The 15381-nt window shown below is 65.9% G+C and carries 15 protein-coding genes; 6 read left to right on the top strand and 9 right to left on the bottom strand.

Annotated features, from left to right (window positions below; translation table 11 throughout):
- Window positions 1-18 precede the first annotated feature (18 nt).
- Window positions 19-273 (bottom strand): YebG family protein, encoded by a 255-nt coding sequence (locus FHR73_RS12625; protein ID WP_007161283.1) that lies wholly within the window; start codon window positions 271-273, stop codon window positions 19-21.
- A gap of 316 nt (window positions 274-589) precedes the next feature.
- Between FHR73_RS12625 and FHR73_RS12620 the strand changes: the two genes are divergently transcribed.
- Both FHR73_RS12620 and FHR73_RS12615 read left to right on the top strand, forming a co-directional pair.
- The gene (locus FHR73_RS12620; protein WP_183631630.1) at window positions 590-2083 is read left to right on the top strand and encodes a lipid II flippase MurJ; all 1494 of its coding nucleotides are present in this window, start codon (window positions 590-592) and stop codon (window positions 2081-2083) included.
- A gap of 287 nt (window positions 2084-2370) precedes the next feature.
- Window positions 2371-3585 (top strand): NAD(P)-dependent oxidoreductase, encoded by a 1215-nt coding sequence (locus FHR73_RS12615; protein WP_183632736.1) that lies wholly within the window; start codon window positions 2371-2373, stop codon window positions 3583-3585.
- Window positions 3586-3628: 43 nt separating this feature from the next.
- Here the strand turns inward: FHR73_RS12615 and FHR73_RS12610 are convergent, their stop codons facing one another.
- Entirely contained in the window at window positions 3629-4321 is a 693-nt protein-coding gene (locus FHR73_RS12610; protein WP_183631628.1) for an HAD-IA family hydrolase, read from the bottom strand.
- Window positions 4322-4731: 410 nt separating this feature from the next.
- On the opposite strand from FHR73_RS12610, the gene FHR73_RS12605 reads away from it, so the two are divergent.
- On the top strand, window positions 4732-4941 hold the full coding sequence (locus FHR73_RS12605; RefSeq protein ID WP_133860530.1) for a cold-shock protein: 210 nt from the start codon (window positions 4732-4734) through the stop codon (window positions 4939-4941).
- Between the two features lie 87 nt (window positions 4942-5028).
- Here FHR73_RS12605 and mdtD read toward each other — a convergent pair whose 3' ends face one another.
- Window positions 5029-6462 (bottom strand): multidrug transporter subunit MdtD, encoded by a 1434-nt coding sequence (gene mdtD, locus FHR73_RS12600; RefSeq protein WP_183631626.1) that lies wholly within the window; start codon window positions 6460-6462, stop codon window positions 5029-5031.
- Window positions 6463-6533: 71 nt separating this feature from the next.
- Window positions 6534-7421, bottom strand: coding sequence for an acyltransferase (locus FHR73_RS12595; RefSeq protein ID WP_183631624.1), 888 nt, complete (start codon window positions 7419-7421; stop codon window positions 6534-6536).
- 105 nt (window positions 7422-7526) lie between these two features.
- Here FHR73_RS12595 and FHR73_RS12590 point away from each other — a divergent pair, with 105 nt between their 5' ends.
- Window positions 7527-8795 (top strand): HD-GYP domain-containing protein, encoded by a 1269-nt coding sequence (locus FHR73_RS12590; RefSeq protein ID WP_183631622.1) that lies wholly within the window; start codon window positions 7527-7529, stop codon window positions 8793-8795.
- 7 nt (window positions 8796-8802) lie between these two features.
- Here FHR73_RS12590 and FHR73_RS12585 read toward each other — a convergent pair whose 3' ends face one another.
- The 4 genes from FHR73_RS12585 to FHR73_RS12570 all read right to left on the bottom strand — a co-directional run bounded on the left by FHR73_RS12585 (window position 8803) and on the right by FHR73_RS12570 (window position 13027).
- Window positions 8803-9417 carry a glutathione S-transferase family protein gene (locus tag FHR73_RS12585; RefSeq protein ID WP_133860534.1) on the bottom strand — a complete coding sequence of 205 codons (615 nt, stop codon included), beginning with the start codon at window positions 9415-9417 and terminating at the stop codon, window positions 8803-8805.
- Window positions 9418-9525: 108 nt separating this feature from the next.
- A complete protein-coding gene (locus FHR73_RS12580; protein WP_183631620.1) occupies window positions 9526-10902 on the bottom strand; it encodes a HAMP domain-containing sensor histidine kinase in 1377 nt (458 codons plus the stop codon).
- Window positions 10899-11573, bottom strand: a complete 675-nt coding sequence (locus FHR73_RS12575) for a response regulator (protein ID WP_017639486.1) — start codon at window positions 11571-11573, stop codon at window positions 10899-10901. The genes FHR73_RS12580 and FHR73_RS12575 overlap by 4 nt, the downstream gene beginning before the upstream one ends.
- 125 nt (window positions 11574-11698) lie before the next feature.
- Window positions 11699-13027, bottom strand: a complete 1329-nt coding sequence (locus tag FHR73_RS12570; protein WP_183631618.1) for a sorbosone dehydrogenase family protein — start codon at window positions 13025-13027, stop codon at window positions 11699-11701.
- Window positions 13028-13469: 442 nt separating this feature from the next.
- On the opposite strand from FHR73_RS12570, the gene FHR73_RS12565 reads away from it, so the two are divergent.
- Together FHR73_RS12565 and gcvH are read left to right on the top strand one after the other, a co-directional pair.
- Window positions 13470-14513: a glycoside hydrolase family 5 protein gene (locus FHR73_RS12565; protein ID WP_183631617.1), complete on the top strand. Its 1044-nt coding sequence runs from the start codon at window positions 13470-13472 to the stop codon at window positions 14511-14513.
- Window positions 14514-14590: 77 nt separating this feature from the next.
- On the top strand, window positions 14591-14974 hold the full coding sequence (gene gcvH, locus FHR73_RS12560) for a glycine cleavage system protein GcvH (RefSeq protein ID WP_007161270.1): 384 nt from the start codon (window positions 14591-14593) through the stop codon (window positions 14972-14974).
- An 80-nt stretch (window positions 14975-15054) separates the two neighbouring features.
- Here gcvH and FHR73_RS12555 read toward each other — a convergent pair whose 3' ends face one another.
- Window positions 15055-15369 carry a DUF2388 domain-containing protein gene (locus tag FHR73_RS12555; RefSeq protein WP_183631615.1) on the bottom strand — a complete coding sequence of 105 codons (315 nt, stop codon included), beginning with the start codon at window positions 15367-15369 and terminating at the stop codon, window positions 15055-15057.
- Window positions 15370-15381: the final 12 nt, after the last annotated feature.

Here is a 15381-nt window from a genome sequence, read left to right as displayed (position 1 = left end):
GAGGGGCAGCGCCCCTTGCTAGCTGGGGAGGTCCAACTCGCCCAGCGCATCCGGCTGATTGCGAAACGCCCGGGCGAAGACCTCGCGATTGCGGGCCATGAACAGCCCCAGGTCTTCGCACTGCTTTTCGGCAAGACCGGGTACGGCCTTGTCCAGCACGCTGGCGAGCGACTCGGCCAGCTCCAACATCTTGTCGTGACGATCGGCTTCGGCTTTATCCATGAACAGGCGCTCCGGATCTCGGCTGCTGCGATACAACACTTCGACGGCCATGCGTCACCTCGTATTCTGTATCTGGTTATATATACAGTAGTCGGCCTGTGCGGCGATTGCAAGGACTACCGCTCGGCGGTCAGGCTCCAGCCAGTCATGGCAATTTGCCAATCGTTCGACATTTCTGCGTGTCTCCGAATTTGCCTCGGGAAACTTAAGCGCGGAAGCTGGTCTCTGAGTCTGGACCAAACGGGCATCGCTGCCCGCCTTTATCCGGATCACCTCCGGCTCACGGAACGAGACCGCCAATGCCTGCCATCTTTATCCGTCCGCTTATTGCCGCGCTTGGCCTCTCTTGGCCGACCGAGGTGCGGGCGTGAGTTCGACCCTCATCATCCTGGCCATCACCGTCGCCAGCTTCCTGCTGGGGTTCCTGCGCGACCTGCTGATCGCCCGCCAATTCGGCGTGAGCTGGGAAGCCGACCTGATCTTTGTCGCGCTCATCCTGCCGGTGTTCTTCGAGAGCTTCTTCGGCCTCGCCCTGCGCGATGCCATGATTCCCTATCTGCAACGCATCCGTGATCGCTGCAACGCCCAGTACGAGCAGGTCGGTCGCTGGCTGTACTGGCGCATCGGCCTGTTTGGCCTGCTGCTGTCGGTGATCGGTGTCCTCGCCAGTCCCTGGCTGATGCATGCCCTCGCCCCGGGCTGGAGCGACGAGCAGGTCGAGACCGGCAAGCTGGTCTTCGCCGTCGGCACCCTGCTGATCTGCGTGCAGGCCATCCTCTATTGCCAGGGCGCGCTGCTCAACCTGGATCGCATCTTCATCCTGCCGATGACCCGCACCCTGATGCTCAATCTGGGCGCCATCCTGGCCATCGTCATCCTGCAGCCGAGTGGCATCGCGCTGTTCACCGGCATGCTGCTGCCCCAGGTGCTGCTGATCGTCATCCAGCACCGGCGACTGGGCTATCTCGGCCAGCGCTCGGTAGCCTTCGAGAAGCCCGAGGGCAGTCCCTTCGCCGTGACCTTCGCCCCGGTGCTGCTCGCCGCCGGCGCCCAGCAGGGCTGCATGCTGGCGGAGCGCTTCTTTGCCTCGCTGCTGGCCGAAGGCAATATCACCATGCTGTCCTTTTCCTACCGCATCGTGACCATTCCGCTGACGCTCTATGCGCTGTCCATCCTGGCGATGATCTTTCCCGAGCTGACCCGCAGCTGGAACGAGGGCAATGCCGACAAGTACAGCGCGCTGATGCGCAAGGCGCTGCTCGGAACCCTGCTGTTCCTGGTGCCGGCCGCCGTGGTGCTGTTCAGCTATTCGGAGCCGGTGGTCAAGGTGCTGCTGGAGCGCGGAGCCTTCGGCGCCGAGCAGAGCGCGGCGACCGCGACCCTGGTGGTGGCCTATGCCCTGGGCCTGCCCTGGATGGGCCTGGCCCTGCTGTGGGGGCGTGCCCTGCTGTCGCAGCAGCGCGCCCGCACCTTCCTCTACACCACCCTGGCCAGCTCCTTCATCACCGTGGCGCTGGACGCTGCCGTGTACCAGCCGTTCGGTGCCCAGGGGCTGGCCTATTCCTTTACCACCGGGGCTTTCCTGCAGGCCGTGTTCATGGCGCTGGCGCTCTATCGCCACTCCCTGGCCGGGCTGCACCTGTCGCTGCTGCTGCGCTGGTTCAGCGCCGGCAGTGCGGTGGCCCTGCTGGCTTTCCTGTTGCCCAAGCCGGTCGGTCTGCTGGAGCTGATCGTCAGCGTCAGCGTGGCGATGCTGGGCTTCCTGGTGCTGTTGCTGGCGCTGGGCGAACGTGACCTGTTCCGCCGCGGCTATTGGGCGCGCGGTGATAACGGCACGGCACGCGCAGAACCGACGAGTTGAACCGCCGTCACTGGACGGCAAGGAAAAAGGTGGCGATCTGCAGCCATTGGTCGCTATCTGTTACGAAGTCATGAATTTTTGATTTGGCTTCGAGTCGCACGGAAAGATTGATCCCAGTCAAAGAATTTCTGATGGAAGCGGTTTTTCCATTTGCAAGAGATCGGACACGTAGTTGGGGTCGGCACTTCGCATGGTGGCTTTGCTCGCCACCGACATTCTCTTTGAAAGGAATCGATCCTATGTCCTCCCAATCCCCTGTCACCCGTATCGGCATCGTCGGTACCGGCATGATCTCGCGCTGCCTGGCCCGGCTCATCAGCCGTCACTATGACGACATGACCGTGACCCGCGTCCTGACCCGCCGGCCCATCGCCACGGTTACCGACTATCCGCTGACCGAGGCGCTCACCCAGTCGGTGGCGGATCTCATCGATCATTGCGATCTGCTGGTGGAATGCAGTGGCGACCCCTACCACGGTACCGAGATCATCGAGCGCGCCTTCGAGGCCGGCATCAAGGTGGTTACCATCAATGCCGAGCTGCAGGTGACGACCGGTTCCTACCTGGCCGGCAAGGGTTTCCTGACCGAGGCCGAGGGCGACCAGCCAGGTTCGCTGGCGGCGCTGCACGAAGAAGCCGTGCAGATGGGCTTCAAGCCGCTGGTCTACGGCAACATGAAGGGCTATCTGAACCATAACCCGACGCCGGAAGACATGGCCTACTGGTCCGCGCGCCAGGGCACCAGCGTCGACCAGACCACCTCCTTCACCGATGGCACCAAGGTGCAGATCGAGCAGGTGGTGGTGGGCAACAACTATGGCGCCACCATCACCCGCCAGGGTCTGGAAGGCCTCAACTCGACCAACCTGCAGGACAGCGCGAACATCCTGGCGCAGATGGCCGAGCAGCTGGGCCAGCCCATCGTCGACTACGTGATCCCGAGCGGCTACTCCGCGGGTGGCGTCTTCGTCGTCGGTCGCCACGACGAAGACCAGGCCGGCGCCATCGAATACTTCAAGCTGGGCAAGGGTCCGTACTATGTGCTGGTACGCCCCTTCCACCTGTGCTCCCTGGAAGTCGGCAAGACCCTGAGACGCGTGATCGCCGGCGGCAAGATCCTGCTCAACAACTCCACCACGCCGACCCTGAGCGTGGCCGCCATCATGAAGAAGCCCATGGCGGCCGGTGACGTCATCGAGCGCGGCATCGGCGGCTACAGCGTGCGCGGCGAAGCGGTGAAGATCGCCGAGTGCCCGGATCACCTGCCGATCGGCCTGCTCAAGCACAGCGTGCTGAAGCGGGCCATGGAACCGGGTCAGATCGTTACCTTCGACGACGTCGAACTGAACCCCAGCCGCGCCCTGGACATCGTCCTGCAACAGCACCGCGAGGCGATCCATCGCCAACTGCTGGAAACCCAGCTGAGCGAGGCGGCCTGGAGCGCGACTGCCGACCTGGCACCGGTGGCGCTGCCCAAGGCGGTGGGGGCGGTCCTGTCCTGATTCCGCTGACGCGGAACGCGAAGGGGCCCTGAGGGCCCCTTTTTTATTGCCCGCCGCTGGCGGCGGCGCGGAGACGGGCGACGGTCGCGGGCAGTTCGTCCATATGGGCGATCAGCGCGGTCACGCCCAGGGCGCTCAGGGTCTCGCCATGGCTCGGCGGAATATGGCTGGCACCGGTGAAGCCGATGACGCGCATGCCGGCGGCCAGCGCCGCGCGCGCGCCGGTGGCGCTGTCTTCGATCACCAGGCAGCGCTCCGGCGCGACGCCCAGGGTCCTGGCTGCGAGCAGATAGACATCGGGGGCCGGCTTGGGCCGGGCCACCATGTCGGCGCTGAAGATGTGGCCCGCTACCCGCGCCACCAGATCGGCCCGGCGGACCGAGGATTCGACGCTGTGCCTGAGGCTGTTGGAGGCGACCGCCAGCGGCAGGTCGATGCTTTCCAGGGCACGCTTCACCCCGGGAATGGGCTCGACGCTGGTGGCGATCAGCGTTTCCGCCTGGGCGCGCAGGTCGCTGAACAGCGCTGGCGGCAGGGTGATGCCGAAGCGCTGTTCGACCAGGGCGAAGATATCCCGGGTGGTCAGGCCGAAGGTGCCGTGCAGCAGGGCCTCGAGTTCGGCGCGCGGTGCATGGGCGGCCAGGCCGTCGAGGACGACCCGTTCGGCGAGGATTTCACTGTCGACCAGCACGCCGTCGCAATCGCTGATCAGCAGTTCCACAGGGGTGACGTTCATCGGTATTCCTTGCAGGGGGATTTCAGGGTGGAGCCACGGGCCAGAGGCCCTTCGACAGAGGCGGCAGACGGCGGCGAAGCAGTCTGGCTGCGGTTTTGCAGGGCTGTCCGGGTAGTCGAAAACCGCCTCGACAGTACCTTGCACGGCGTGACAAAACAGCCCTTGTCAAAAAGGATTTCGCCCTCCGGAGGGTAATCGCTTTCCAGAAAAATATGGCGTAGAGTTCGAGAACTGTGTTTGCTTGGGTCGCCGTCGATCGTGACCTGAGGCGGTAGGCTCTTCGTCCACCCCTTGCTGCTCGATTCTTGTTACTCCTTGCAACTCAGTACCGGGCGTCTGGTCAATGCAACGCATTACCGCGCCAGCCAGTGTCAATAACAAACTCGTTATTCCAAGGAGCAACACCCGTCATGTCGAATCGTCAGAACGGTACCGTCAAGTGGTTCAACGAAACCAAAGGCTATGGCTTCATCACTCCCGAGAGCGGTCCGGACGTGTTCGTGCACTTCCGCGCCATCGAAGGCACTGGTTTCAAGACCCTGGCTGAAGGCCAGAAGGTCAGCTTCGAAGTCGTGCAAGGCCAGAAGGGCATGCAGGCAGAGCGCGTACAGGTTGTCTGACACCTGACGTCGCCCGAAGCTCACGAAAAACCCCGGCCAGGCCGGGGTTTTTCGTTTCTGCCGGTTTGAGCGGCGCGGCCGGCCGCCTCACTCCACGTTCTGCGCGCTCTTTTCCGGCTCGGCCGCCAGCGGCTTGATCCGCCGGCCGGTTTCCCGCGAGGCCTGCAGGAAGATCGCCGCCGCCAGCATCGACAGGGCGCCGACGCTGAGAAAGGTCGCGCGAAAGGCGGACAGCACCTCGGTGTCCCCATAGTCGTCCTGGAAACCGCCCAGCAAGGCGGCGGCGCAGGCGACGCCAAAGCTCATGGCCAGTTGCATCACCACCGACAGCAGGCTGTTGCCGCTGGCCGCCTGCTGGTCGTGCAGGTCGATGAGGGTGATGGTGTTCATGGCGGTGAACTGCATGGAATTCACCGCGCCCAGGATCCCCAGGTGGATCAGCAGCCAGACGAAGGGCGTAGCGGGGCCGATCAGGGCGAGACTGGCGATCAGGCAACCCAGCAGCAGGGTGTTGCCCACCAGCAGCCGTCGATAGCCGAGCCGCCCGATCAGCGGACCGGCGATGGGCTTGGCCAGCATCGCCGATAGCGCCAGGGGCATCATCAGCAGCCCGGCCTGGGTCGGCGAATAGCCGAGGCCCACCTGGAACAGCAGCGGGATGAGAAAGGGCAGGGCGCCGCTGCCGAGGCGGGCGAAGAGATTGCCGAAGATGCCCACCGCGAAGCTGCGGATGCGAAACAGCTCGGCGGAAAACAGCGGCTGGTCGTGGTGCAGGGCGCGCAGCCAGTAGGCGACCATGCAGGCCATGCCGCCCATCAGCAGCAGCACCACCCGCACATGGGGCAGGTGCAGTTCGCCGAGGCCTTCCAGGGCGATGCTGATGAGGATCATGGAGGTACCGAAGAGCAGGAAGCCCAGGCCGTCGAAGCGTTGCGGGAGGGGACTGCGCAGATCCGGCAGCAGGCGGCGGGTGGCCAGGCAGCCGAGGATGCCCACCGGCAGGTTGATCAGGAAGATCCAGTGCCAGGACACGGCTTCCACCAGCCAGCCGCCCAGTGCCGGGCCTGCCAGGGGACCGATCAGGCCGGGAATGGTGATGAAGCTGAGGATGCGCACCAGTTCGCTGCGCGGATAGACGCGCAGGATCACCAGGCGCCCCACCGGCAGCATCAGCGAACCCCCGAGTCCCTGGATGACCCGGGCGGCGATCAGCAGGTTGAGGCTGGGCGCCAGGGCGCAGAGCAGCGAGCCAAAGGTGAAGAGGGCGATGGCGGTGAAGAAGACGCGACGACTGCCGAAGCGATCGGAGATCCAGCCCGAGGCTGGAATCAGCAGCGCGACGGTGAGCAGGTAGGCGATCACCACCCCCTGCATGCGCAGCGGATTCTCGCCGAGGTCGGCGGCCATGCGCGGCAGGGCGGTGTTGACGATGGTCGCGTCCAGCGACTGCATGAAGAAGGCGACGGCGATCAGCCAGGGAAGCCAGCGGGTCGTGGTGGTATCCAGCGTCGGGGTGGGCATGAGAGATCCTTGTCGAGACAGCCGACTACCCGCTCTCTGACTGTCTGCACGCGGCAGGGTGCCCCGCTCGATCAGCGCGAGCGGGAATCTAGCAGCGCCTCGATCCGCTGGTCCTTCTCCGCCCAGAGCGTGCTGACCCACTGCTGGAAGCCTGCGCGAAATTCCGCGTCTTCGCTGTAGTCACCCGCCCAGCGCGCCGGATCCAGAGGTCGCGCGCGAATATCGATGATAACGCGTTTGACGCGTCCGCAGAGCAGGTCCCAGAAGCCGGGCACGCGACCGTCCGGATAGACTAGGGTGACATCCAGCAGGGTATCCAGCTGCTCGCCCATGGCGGCGAGGACGAAGGCCATGCCGCCGGCCTTGGGCTTGAGCAGGTGGCGATAGGGCGAGTGCTGCTCGGCATGCTTGGCGGCGGTGAAGCGCGTGCCTTCCAGGTAATTGACGATGGTCACTGGCTGGCGGCGGAATTTCTCGCAGGCGCGGCGGGTGATGGCCAGGTCCGCGCCCTTGAGCTCCGGGCGACGGGCCAGCTGGGCGCGGGTGTATCTCTTCATGAAGGGGTAGTCCAGCGCCCACCAGGCGAGCCCCAGGAAGGGCACCCAGATGAGCTCCTTCTTCAGGAAGAACTTGAAGTAGGGCACATTGCCGTTGAAGGTCTCGATGAGCGCGGGGATATCGACCCAGGACTGGTGGTTGCAGATGACCAGGTAGGAGCTGTCACGGTTGAGCACCTCGGAGCCGCGGATGTCCCAGACGGTGGGGGTGAGGCGGGCGAAGATGACCTTGTTGATCTCGGCCCAGGTCTCGGCGATGGCGGTGACCACCCGGGAGCAGACGTCGCGCAGGGCGACGCTGGGCAGCAGCTTGATCAGGGCGAATGCCAGCAGCGGACCGATCATGACCAGGGTGTTCAGCAGGAGCAGCGCGGAGACGGTGATACCGGTCAGGAGGTGCATGGATTCTCTCGTCTAGAACTTGGGGCGATAGTCTTTAGCGTGACATGGCATTTTGCGATCATCCGCTCTGGATGGCTGCTGCCGATCAGTTGCGAAGTGAACGCCATGCTCAAGAAGGTTACCAGTGCCGAGGTCTGCCTCGGCATGTACATCCACAGATTCGAAGGCAGCTGGATCGACCATCCGTTCTGGAAGGCGCGCTTCCTGCTCCAGGAATCGCGCGACCTGCAGAAGATCCAGGACAGCGCCGTGACCGCGGTGTGGATCGATATCGCCAAGGGCCTGGATTGTCCGCCACAGGCCGCGTGCTCGCCCGCGGTGGATCCGGTGCTGCTTCCCGAGTCCGTCGCCGCGCCGGCCATTGCCGCCGAGGTGCCCCCGGTCGCGGTCCCGGTTCCAGCTCCAGCTCCAGCTGCCGGCACCGCGCCGGGCGCCGCCTTGAGCTGTCCGCAGGAAATGGCTCAGGCTTCCGCGGTGAGCGCCCACGCCAAGCAGGAGGTGGCGCGGCTGTTCCAGGACGTGCGCCTGGGCCAGGCCATCGAGCTGAGCGAGGTGGCGACCGTGGTCGAGCAGATCTCGGCGTCGGTGCTGCGGCATCCCACGGCGCTGATCAGCCTGACGCGACTGCGCACGGCCGACGAGTATACCTACATCCATTCCGTGTCGGTCTGCGCCCTGATGACGGCGGTGGCACGGCAGATGGAGCTGTCGGCGGACCAGGTGCAACTGGCCGGCCAGGCTGGCCTGCTGCACGACGTGGGCAAGATGCGCACCCCGCTCGAGGTGCTCAACAAACCGGGCAAGCTGACCGAGGCGGAGTTCGCCGTGATGCAGCGGCACCCCGCGGAGGGCGTCGCCCTGCTGCGGCAGTGGGGCGCGACCGCGGAGGTCATCGACGTCTGCCTGCACCATCACGAGAAATTCGATGGCAGCGGCTATCCCCATGGCCTGGCCGGTACCCGGATCAGTCTGCTGTCGCGCATCGCCGCGGTCTGCGACGTCTACGACGCCATCTCCTCGACCCGGCCCTACAAGACCGCCTGGAGTCCCGCCGAAGCGATCCGGCGCATGACGGAGTGGAAGGGGCATTTCGATCCCCGGGTGTTCCAGGCCTTCGTCAAGACGCTGGGCATCTATCCGATCGGCTCCCTGGTGCGGCTGAGCAACGAGCAGCTGGCGGTGGTGGTCGAGCAGCACCCGGACAGCCTGCTGACCCCGCAGGTGCGGGTGTTCTTTTCCGCCCGATCGCGTACGCCGCTGCCGCAGCGGCTGCTGGATCTCGCCCGGCCGCCCGCCGATGAGCGCATCGTGCGGCGGGAGGATCCGGAGGAGTGGGGTTTCCGCAATCTGGAGCGGCTCTGGCAGCAGGCCTAGCGCCGGCTCAGGGGCGGGTCGTCTGCAGCGAGGGACGCTCGCCGGTACGGGCGTACCAGGCGGCGATGCGCGGGCAGTCGCTGCGCCAGGCGAAGGTGGGGATGCGGAAGTCCAGATAGCCCAGCAGGCAGGCCATGCCCAGGCAGGCCACGTCGAATTCGCCGTCCAGCTCGGCGATGGCCTCGCGCTCGAAGTAGTCCAGCGCCCGGGCGATCTTTTCCTGCTGGTTGTCCAGCCAGAGCTTCCACTGCATGCCCGGCGGGCGCATGAAGCTCTCGTAGCGGATCTGCACCGCGGCTTCCATCATGGCGTCGCACAGCGAGGCCAGGGTCAGGCGGCGCCAGCGCTCCGGACCCTGGCGCGGGATCAGCGGGGTGCGCTCGTGCAGGGTGTCCAGGTAGTCGAGGATGACGCGACTGTCGTGCAGGCAGGTGCCATCGGCCAGGCGCAGGGCGGGAATCTTGCCGGCCGGATTGGTATCGAGGACATCGCGGTTGGGATTGAGCGGCGTCTGCTGGACGATTTCCACTTCCACCTGCTCGATCAGGTCCGTCTCGTGGAGCATCACCACGACTTTGCGACCGAAGGGCGAGGCGGGAGTGTGGTACAGGATCATGGACATGGGCCGGGCTCTCCAGAATGCAGGACTGCATTCGCCTGTGGCGAATCCCTGCACTGTAAGCCCTAGGCCGGCCCGGATAAAAGATGGCCTTGGTCGTAGCCGGCCGGATCAGGCCAGTCCGGGCAGCTCGACGTACACCCCCAGCCCGCGTCCTTGCAGGCCTTCGCCCAGGTGCAGGCTGCCGCCATGGATTTCGACGATACGTTTGACGATGGGCAGACCCAGGCCGCTGCCGACGTTCTGGCCGGCACTCTCGCTGCGGTAGAAACGGGTGAAGATCACCGCCCGCTCTTCCGGACTGACCCCGGGGCCGCTGTCGCAGACATCGATGCGTACCCGGCCGGGCACGTCCTCGACGACCCGCACCAGGACCTGGCCACCGTTGGGGGTGTAGCGGATGGCGTTGCCCACCAGGTTGGTGAGCAGCACGCTCAGCCAGGTGGGAATGCCGGACAACTTGACCTCCTGATCCTCCAGCACCAGGTCGATGTTCTTCTCGATGGCCAGGGGCGCGAGTTCCGACAGGGTATCCGCCGCCAACCGGCCCAGATGAACCGGGACGAACTGCTCCTGCAGGGCACCACTGTCCAGCCGGGCCAGGAGCAGGATCTGCTCCATCAGCTGGCTGATGCGTTCGGCACTGCGGCGCACCTGCACCAGGCCGCGGGCGTGGGCCTGGGGATCGCTGGATCTCAGGGCGACCTGGGTGTGGGTCAGCAGGCTGGCGAGGGGCGTGCGGATCTCGTGGGCGGCGTCGCTGGTCAGGCGCCGCTCGGCTTCCAGGGCGCCGTCCAGGCGTTGCAGCAGGGCGTTGATCTCCTCGACCAGGACCGCGGCTTCCAGGGGCACCCGATTCAGCGCCAGGGGCTCCAGGCGCTGGGCGGAGCGCTGCTTGATCTGCGCGGCCAGCTGGCGCAGGGGTTCGAGACCGCGGGTGACGCCGAACCAGATGAGTGCGGCCAGCACCGGCAGGGCCAGCGCCAGGGGAAACAGCGAGCCGAGCAGCAGCAGGTTGGTGGCGCCGCGGCGATCGGCCAGGTTCTCGTAGATCCAGATGCGCCCTTCGCCGCTGCTCAGGCGCAGCACGCGCCAGTGCTGCCCCTCGGCCAGCAGACTGCTGAAGCCGGGCGGCTGGTCGGCAAGGCCAGCGGGTGGCGCGGGGGTGCCGAGGCGCTGGTCACCGGCCTGCAGCAGATAGCCCAGGGCGTTGCGGCGCTTGAACAGCGGCAGGTCGGCGATGGCCGTGCGGCTGCGCTCCAGGGCGCGCGCCGCGGGCGGCAGGCTGTGGTCGCCGCCCTCGCTGAGGGTGGCCAGGTGCAGGGCGGCCGAGCCGAAGTCGAGCATGTCTTCGTCCGCCAGGCGATTCACCTGGCGCAGCACCAGCTGGTAGGTCACCAGCGCGGCGATCAGCCAGCAGGCGAAGATGCCACACAGCAGCAGCGTCAGCAGACGCCGCCGCAGCGAGACGGCCGGGCCGTCGGTCATGGGGCCGGCCGCTCGGGCTGGTCGATGCCATAGCCGATGCCGCGCACGGTGCGGATCAGGCTGCTGCCGAGCTTGCGTCTGAGGTGATGGATATGGACCTCGATGGCATTGCTCTCGACGTCGCCGTCCCAGCCATAGAGCGCCTGTTCCAGGCGGTTGCGCGAGAGCACCTTGCCCATGTTTTCCAGCAGCAGGCGCAGCAGGGCGTATTCGCGCGGTGCCAGTTCGACCGGCTGACCGGCCAGGGTCACCCGGTGGGTGGCCGGATCGACCCGCAGCTCGTTGTGTTCCAGTTGCGGCAGCGCCCGGCCGGCGCTGCGCCGGGTGAGGGCGCGCACCCGGGCGAGCAGTTCGTCCAGATCGAAGGGCTTGGTCAGGTAGTCGTCGGCGCCGGTGTCGAGGCCGGTGACCCGGTCGGTGACCTTGTCGCGGGCGGTGAGGATCAGCACCGGGGTGGCGTCGCCGCGCTTGCGCAGGGCGGCCAGGACCTCGAGTCCCGAGCGGCGGGGCAGGCCGATGTCGAGCACCACCAGATCGAAGGGATCGGTTTCCAGCGCAGCCTGGGCGGCCTGGCCATCGGTCACCCAGTCGACGGTGTCGCCTTCCAGGGCCAGGCCGGCGCGGATGCCGTCGCCCAGCAGCATGTCGTCTTCGGCCAGCAGTATTCTCATCGGATTTTCCCAGGCGGTGGAGCGGTTGTACCGCTCCGGGCCGGCCTCGGCAAGAGCGGTGACCATCCCCCGGGATGGTCAGCCTTCAGCCTAGGCGAAGGCGCTTAAGGGCGGATTAACAACCTCTAGGGGCGCTGGGCGCTGACCCGCCAGACGGTGTTGCCGACATCGTCGGCCACCAGCAGGCCGCCGCGGCCATCGTTGACCACCCCGACCGGCCGTCCCTGGGCCTCTTCCTTGCCATTGAGGAAACCGGTCAGCAGGTCCCGCGGCGGGCCGCTGGGCTTGCCGTCCTGGAAGGGCACGAAGATGACCTTGTAGCCGCTCTTGGGATCGCGATTCCAGGAGCCGTGCTGGCCGACGAACAGCCCCTGGCGGAAAGCCGTCGGCAACTGGCTGTCGGCGCTCGCGAAGGCGAGGCCCAGAGAGGCGGTATGGGTGCCCAGGGCGTAGTCGGGGGTCAGGGCCCTGGCCACCAGATCCGGACGGGGTGATTGCACCCGGCTATCCACGGTCTTGCCCCAGTAGCTGTAGGGCCAGCCATAGAAGCCGCCGTCCTGCACCGAGGTGGCGTAGTCGGGCACCAGGTCGCTGCCGATCTCGTCGCGCTCGTTGACCACCGTCCACAGTTTGCCGGTGCTGGGCTCCCAGTCCAGCCCATTGGGATTGCGCAGGCCGGTGGCGAACAGGCGCTTCTGGCCACTGGCGCGGTCCAGCTCCCAGATGGCGGCGCGGCCTTCCTCGATGTCCAGGCCGTTTTCGCCGACGTTGCTGTTGGAGCCCACGGTGAGATAGAGCTTCTTGCCGTCGCGACTGGCGATGACGTTCTTGGTCCAGTGGTGATTGATGCCGGCCGGCAGGTCGGTGATCCGGGTGCCCGGGCCTTCCAGGCGGGTGGCGCCGGAACGATAGGTGAAGCGCACCAGGGCGTCGGCGTTGGCGACATAGAAGTCCTCGCCCACCAGCGCCATGCCAAAGGGCGAATGCAACTGCTCGGCGAAGACGCTGCGGGTCTCGGCGACGCCATCGCCGTCGGCATCGCGCAGCAGGGTGATGCGGTCGGCGCTGGGCACCCCGGCACCGGCCTTCTTCATGAACAGGCCGGCGATCCAGTTCTTGATGCCGGGAAAATCATCGCGCTTGGGCGCATTGCTTTCCGCCACCAGCACATCGCCATTGGGCAGCACATAGAGCCAACGCGGATGGTCCAGGCCGCGGGCGAAGGCCTGGACCTGGGTGCCGGGTGCGGCGGTGGGCTTGCCGCCCTCGGGCCAACCGATCGCTGGCGCCACGTTGATGGTCGGCAGCAGGGTCTTGTGGGGCTCCGGCAAGGTCGGGGTCGGACCATACCCGGCTTCGCGCTGCAGTCGTGCAGTCTCGCCGCAGCCGAGCAGGGTCGCGGCGGCCAGGGTCAGGGCCAGGGTACGCAAGGGATAGGGCGCGCTCAGGGGCATGGCAGGGCTCTCGCGAAGGGCTCGCAGGATAGAACCCGGCTGCCGGTGAACGTTCCGGACCTGGTCCCTGAGCCGCGCTGAAGGTCCGTCGAGATCCGGTTTTGAAAATGACTCCTTTTCTCTTGCCGGTCTCTCTGGGTACCTAGATGCTTCGCTCGTTCTTTCCGGGATACGGAAAGTCCTGTCGATTCAAGGCGTTAGCGGGTCAGCGTCGTGGCATGCGGGAAAACGTCGGCTATCTGACGCGAAACAAAACGTAACTGGCTGTTTTATCAGGAAAAAATTCACTAAAGCTGGCAGCGGAGACGCCGATAGCTGCCCCAACAATGACGACGAAGTCGCACCCAGTGGCGCCGCAACAGGACGCGGTCGCCTGAGCTCGCCTACGCCAGAACCCACTAGCTTGCGGGGGCGGGGAGTCTTTCTTTTCACAGGTGCAGTCATGCAATCCCTTACCCGGCGCTTGCGCCAGTTTTCCCTGCGTCTGGCCGGTACCCTGGCCTTGAGCAGCGCGCTCTTCGGCTCGGCCCAGGCGGTCGAACTGGTCGGTCTCAACTTTTCCGGTGCCGGCTTCGCCAGCCAGGTGCTGCCCGGTCTCAACAACCGCAACTACATCTTCCCCAGCGAACAGCACTTCAAGGACTGGAGCGCCAAGGGCATCAAGCTGGTGCGCTTTCCGATCATCTGGGAGCGCATCCAGCCGACCCTGAATTCGATGCTGGATCCGGACTATGGCGCCCTGATCACCCAGACGCTCAACTACGCCCAGAAGTACGGCGTGAAGGTGATCCTCGACCTGCACAACTATGCGCGCTATCGCGGCGAGGTCATCGGTGCCGGCAAGGTCACCTATTTCAACTACTGGGACGTGACCTATCGCCTGGCTTTCCGCTTCGGCAAGCATCCGGCGCTCTTTGGCTACGACATCATGAACGAGCCCCACGACGCCGTGGCCTTCTGGCCGACCGCCGCTCAGCACGGCATCAACGGCATCCGTACCGTGGACAGCGTCCATCCCATCATCGTCGAGGGCAATGGCTGGTCCAGCGCCGCCCGCTGGCCGCAGTGGAACGATCCGTTGCTAGCGCTCAAGGACCCGGCCAACAAGCTGATCTTTTCCGCCCACGTCTACTTCGACAATGACGGCGGCGGCCAGTACGCCAGCAAGGACATGAGCGGCTTCGATCCCATGGTCGGGGTGAATCGCGTCAAGCCCTTCGTCGACTGGCTGAAGAAGAACGGCAAGCAGGGCTACATCGGCGAATTCGGCGTGCCGGACGACGATCCGCGCTGGCTGGTGGCCATGGACAACATGCTCGCCTATCTCAAGCAGCACTGCATTCCGGCCAGCTACTGGGCCGCCGGCCCTGGCTGGGGCAATTACAACCTGGCGGTGGAACCCGTCAACGGCGTGGATCGACCCCAGTGGGCGACGCTGAAGAAGTACGTCGACAACAGCAGCTGCGCGAGCATCGGACCCAAATAAGCCCGGCCGACGATGGCGGTCCTCGGGGTCGGCAGGCTACCCTTGCCTTTTAACCGTGCCAGCCCCGAGGACCTCTCATGAGCCAGATTCCCGCCGACCTGCGTTATGCCGCCAGCCACGAATGGGCCCGCCTGGAGGCCGACGGTAGCGTGACCGTCGGCATTTCCGACCACGCCCAGGAAGCCCTGGGCGATGTGGTCTTCATCGAACTGCCGGAAGTCGGCAAGACCCTCGCCGCCGGTGACCAGGCCGGGGTGGTGGAGTCGGTCAAGGCGGCCTCGGACATCTATGCCCCGGTGGGCGGCGAGGTGATCGCCGTCAACGAGGCGCTGGCCGACGCGCCCGAGCAGGTCAATGGCGAGCCCTATGGCGCCTGGTTCTTCAAGCTCAAGCCGCAGGATGCGGCCGAGCTGGACAAGCTGCTCGACGCCGACGGCTATCGCGCCGCCAGCGAAAGCTGAGGCGCCGCTCGCCGTCCTGAGCCCGGATAAAAAAGAACCCCGCGCGGTATGACCGGCGGGGTTCTTTTTTTGCCTGGCCCTTACTGGGTCAGGATACGCATGGCGAGATCGCTGTCGCTGGCCTGGAGGCCCGGCTCGGCGGCGCGCATGTCGCGCAGGGCGGCTTCCAGGTACGGGCCGCGGATCTGACCGTTGCTGGCCAGGTAGGAGCTGGCGTCGTCTTGGGTGGCGGCGACGATCTTGTGGTCGTCACGGCTGGTGGTATAGAACGAGCCGGAGGTCGCCCCCAGGGTCGCGGCATGCCGCCAGAACCGGGCATCCGCATTGGCAGCGGTGGTCGCGGCCAGCAATGGCAGGCCGATCAGGGAAACCAGAGCAAGCTTCTTCAGGCGCATGGATGAGATCTC

The sequence above is a fragment of the Pseudomonas sp. AS2.8 genome (assembly GCF_014190935.1).
GTDB lineage: Bacteria > Pseudomonadota > Gammaproteobacteria > Pseudomonadales > Pseudomonadaceae > Chryseomonas.
This window is presented reverse-complemented; position numbering and strand designations above follow the sequence as displayed.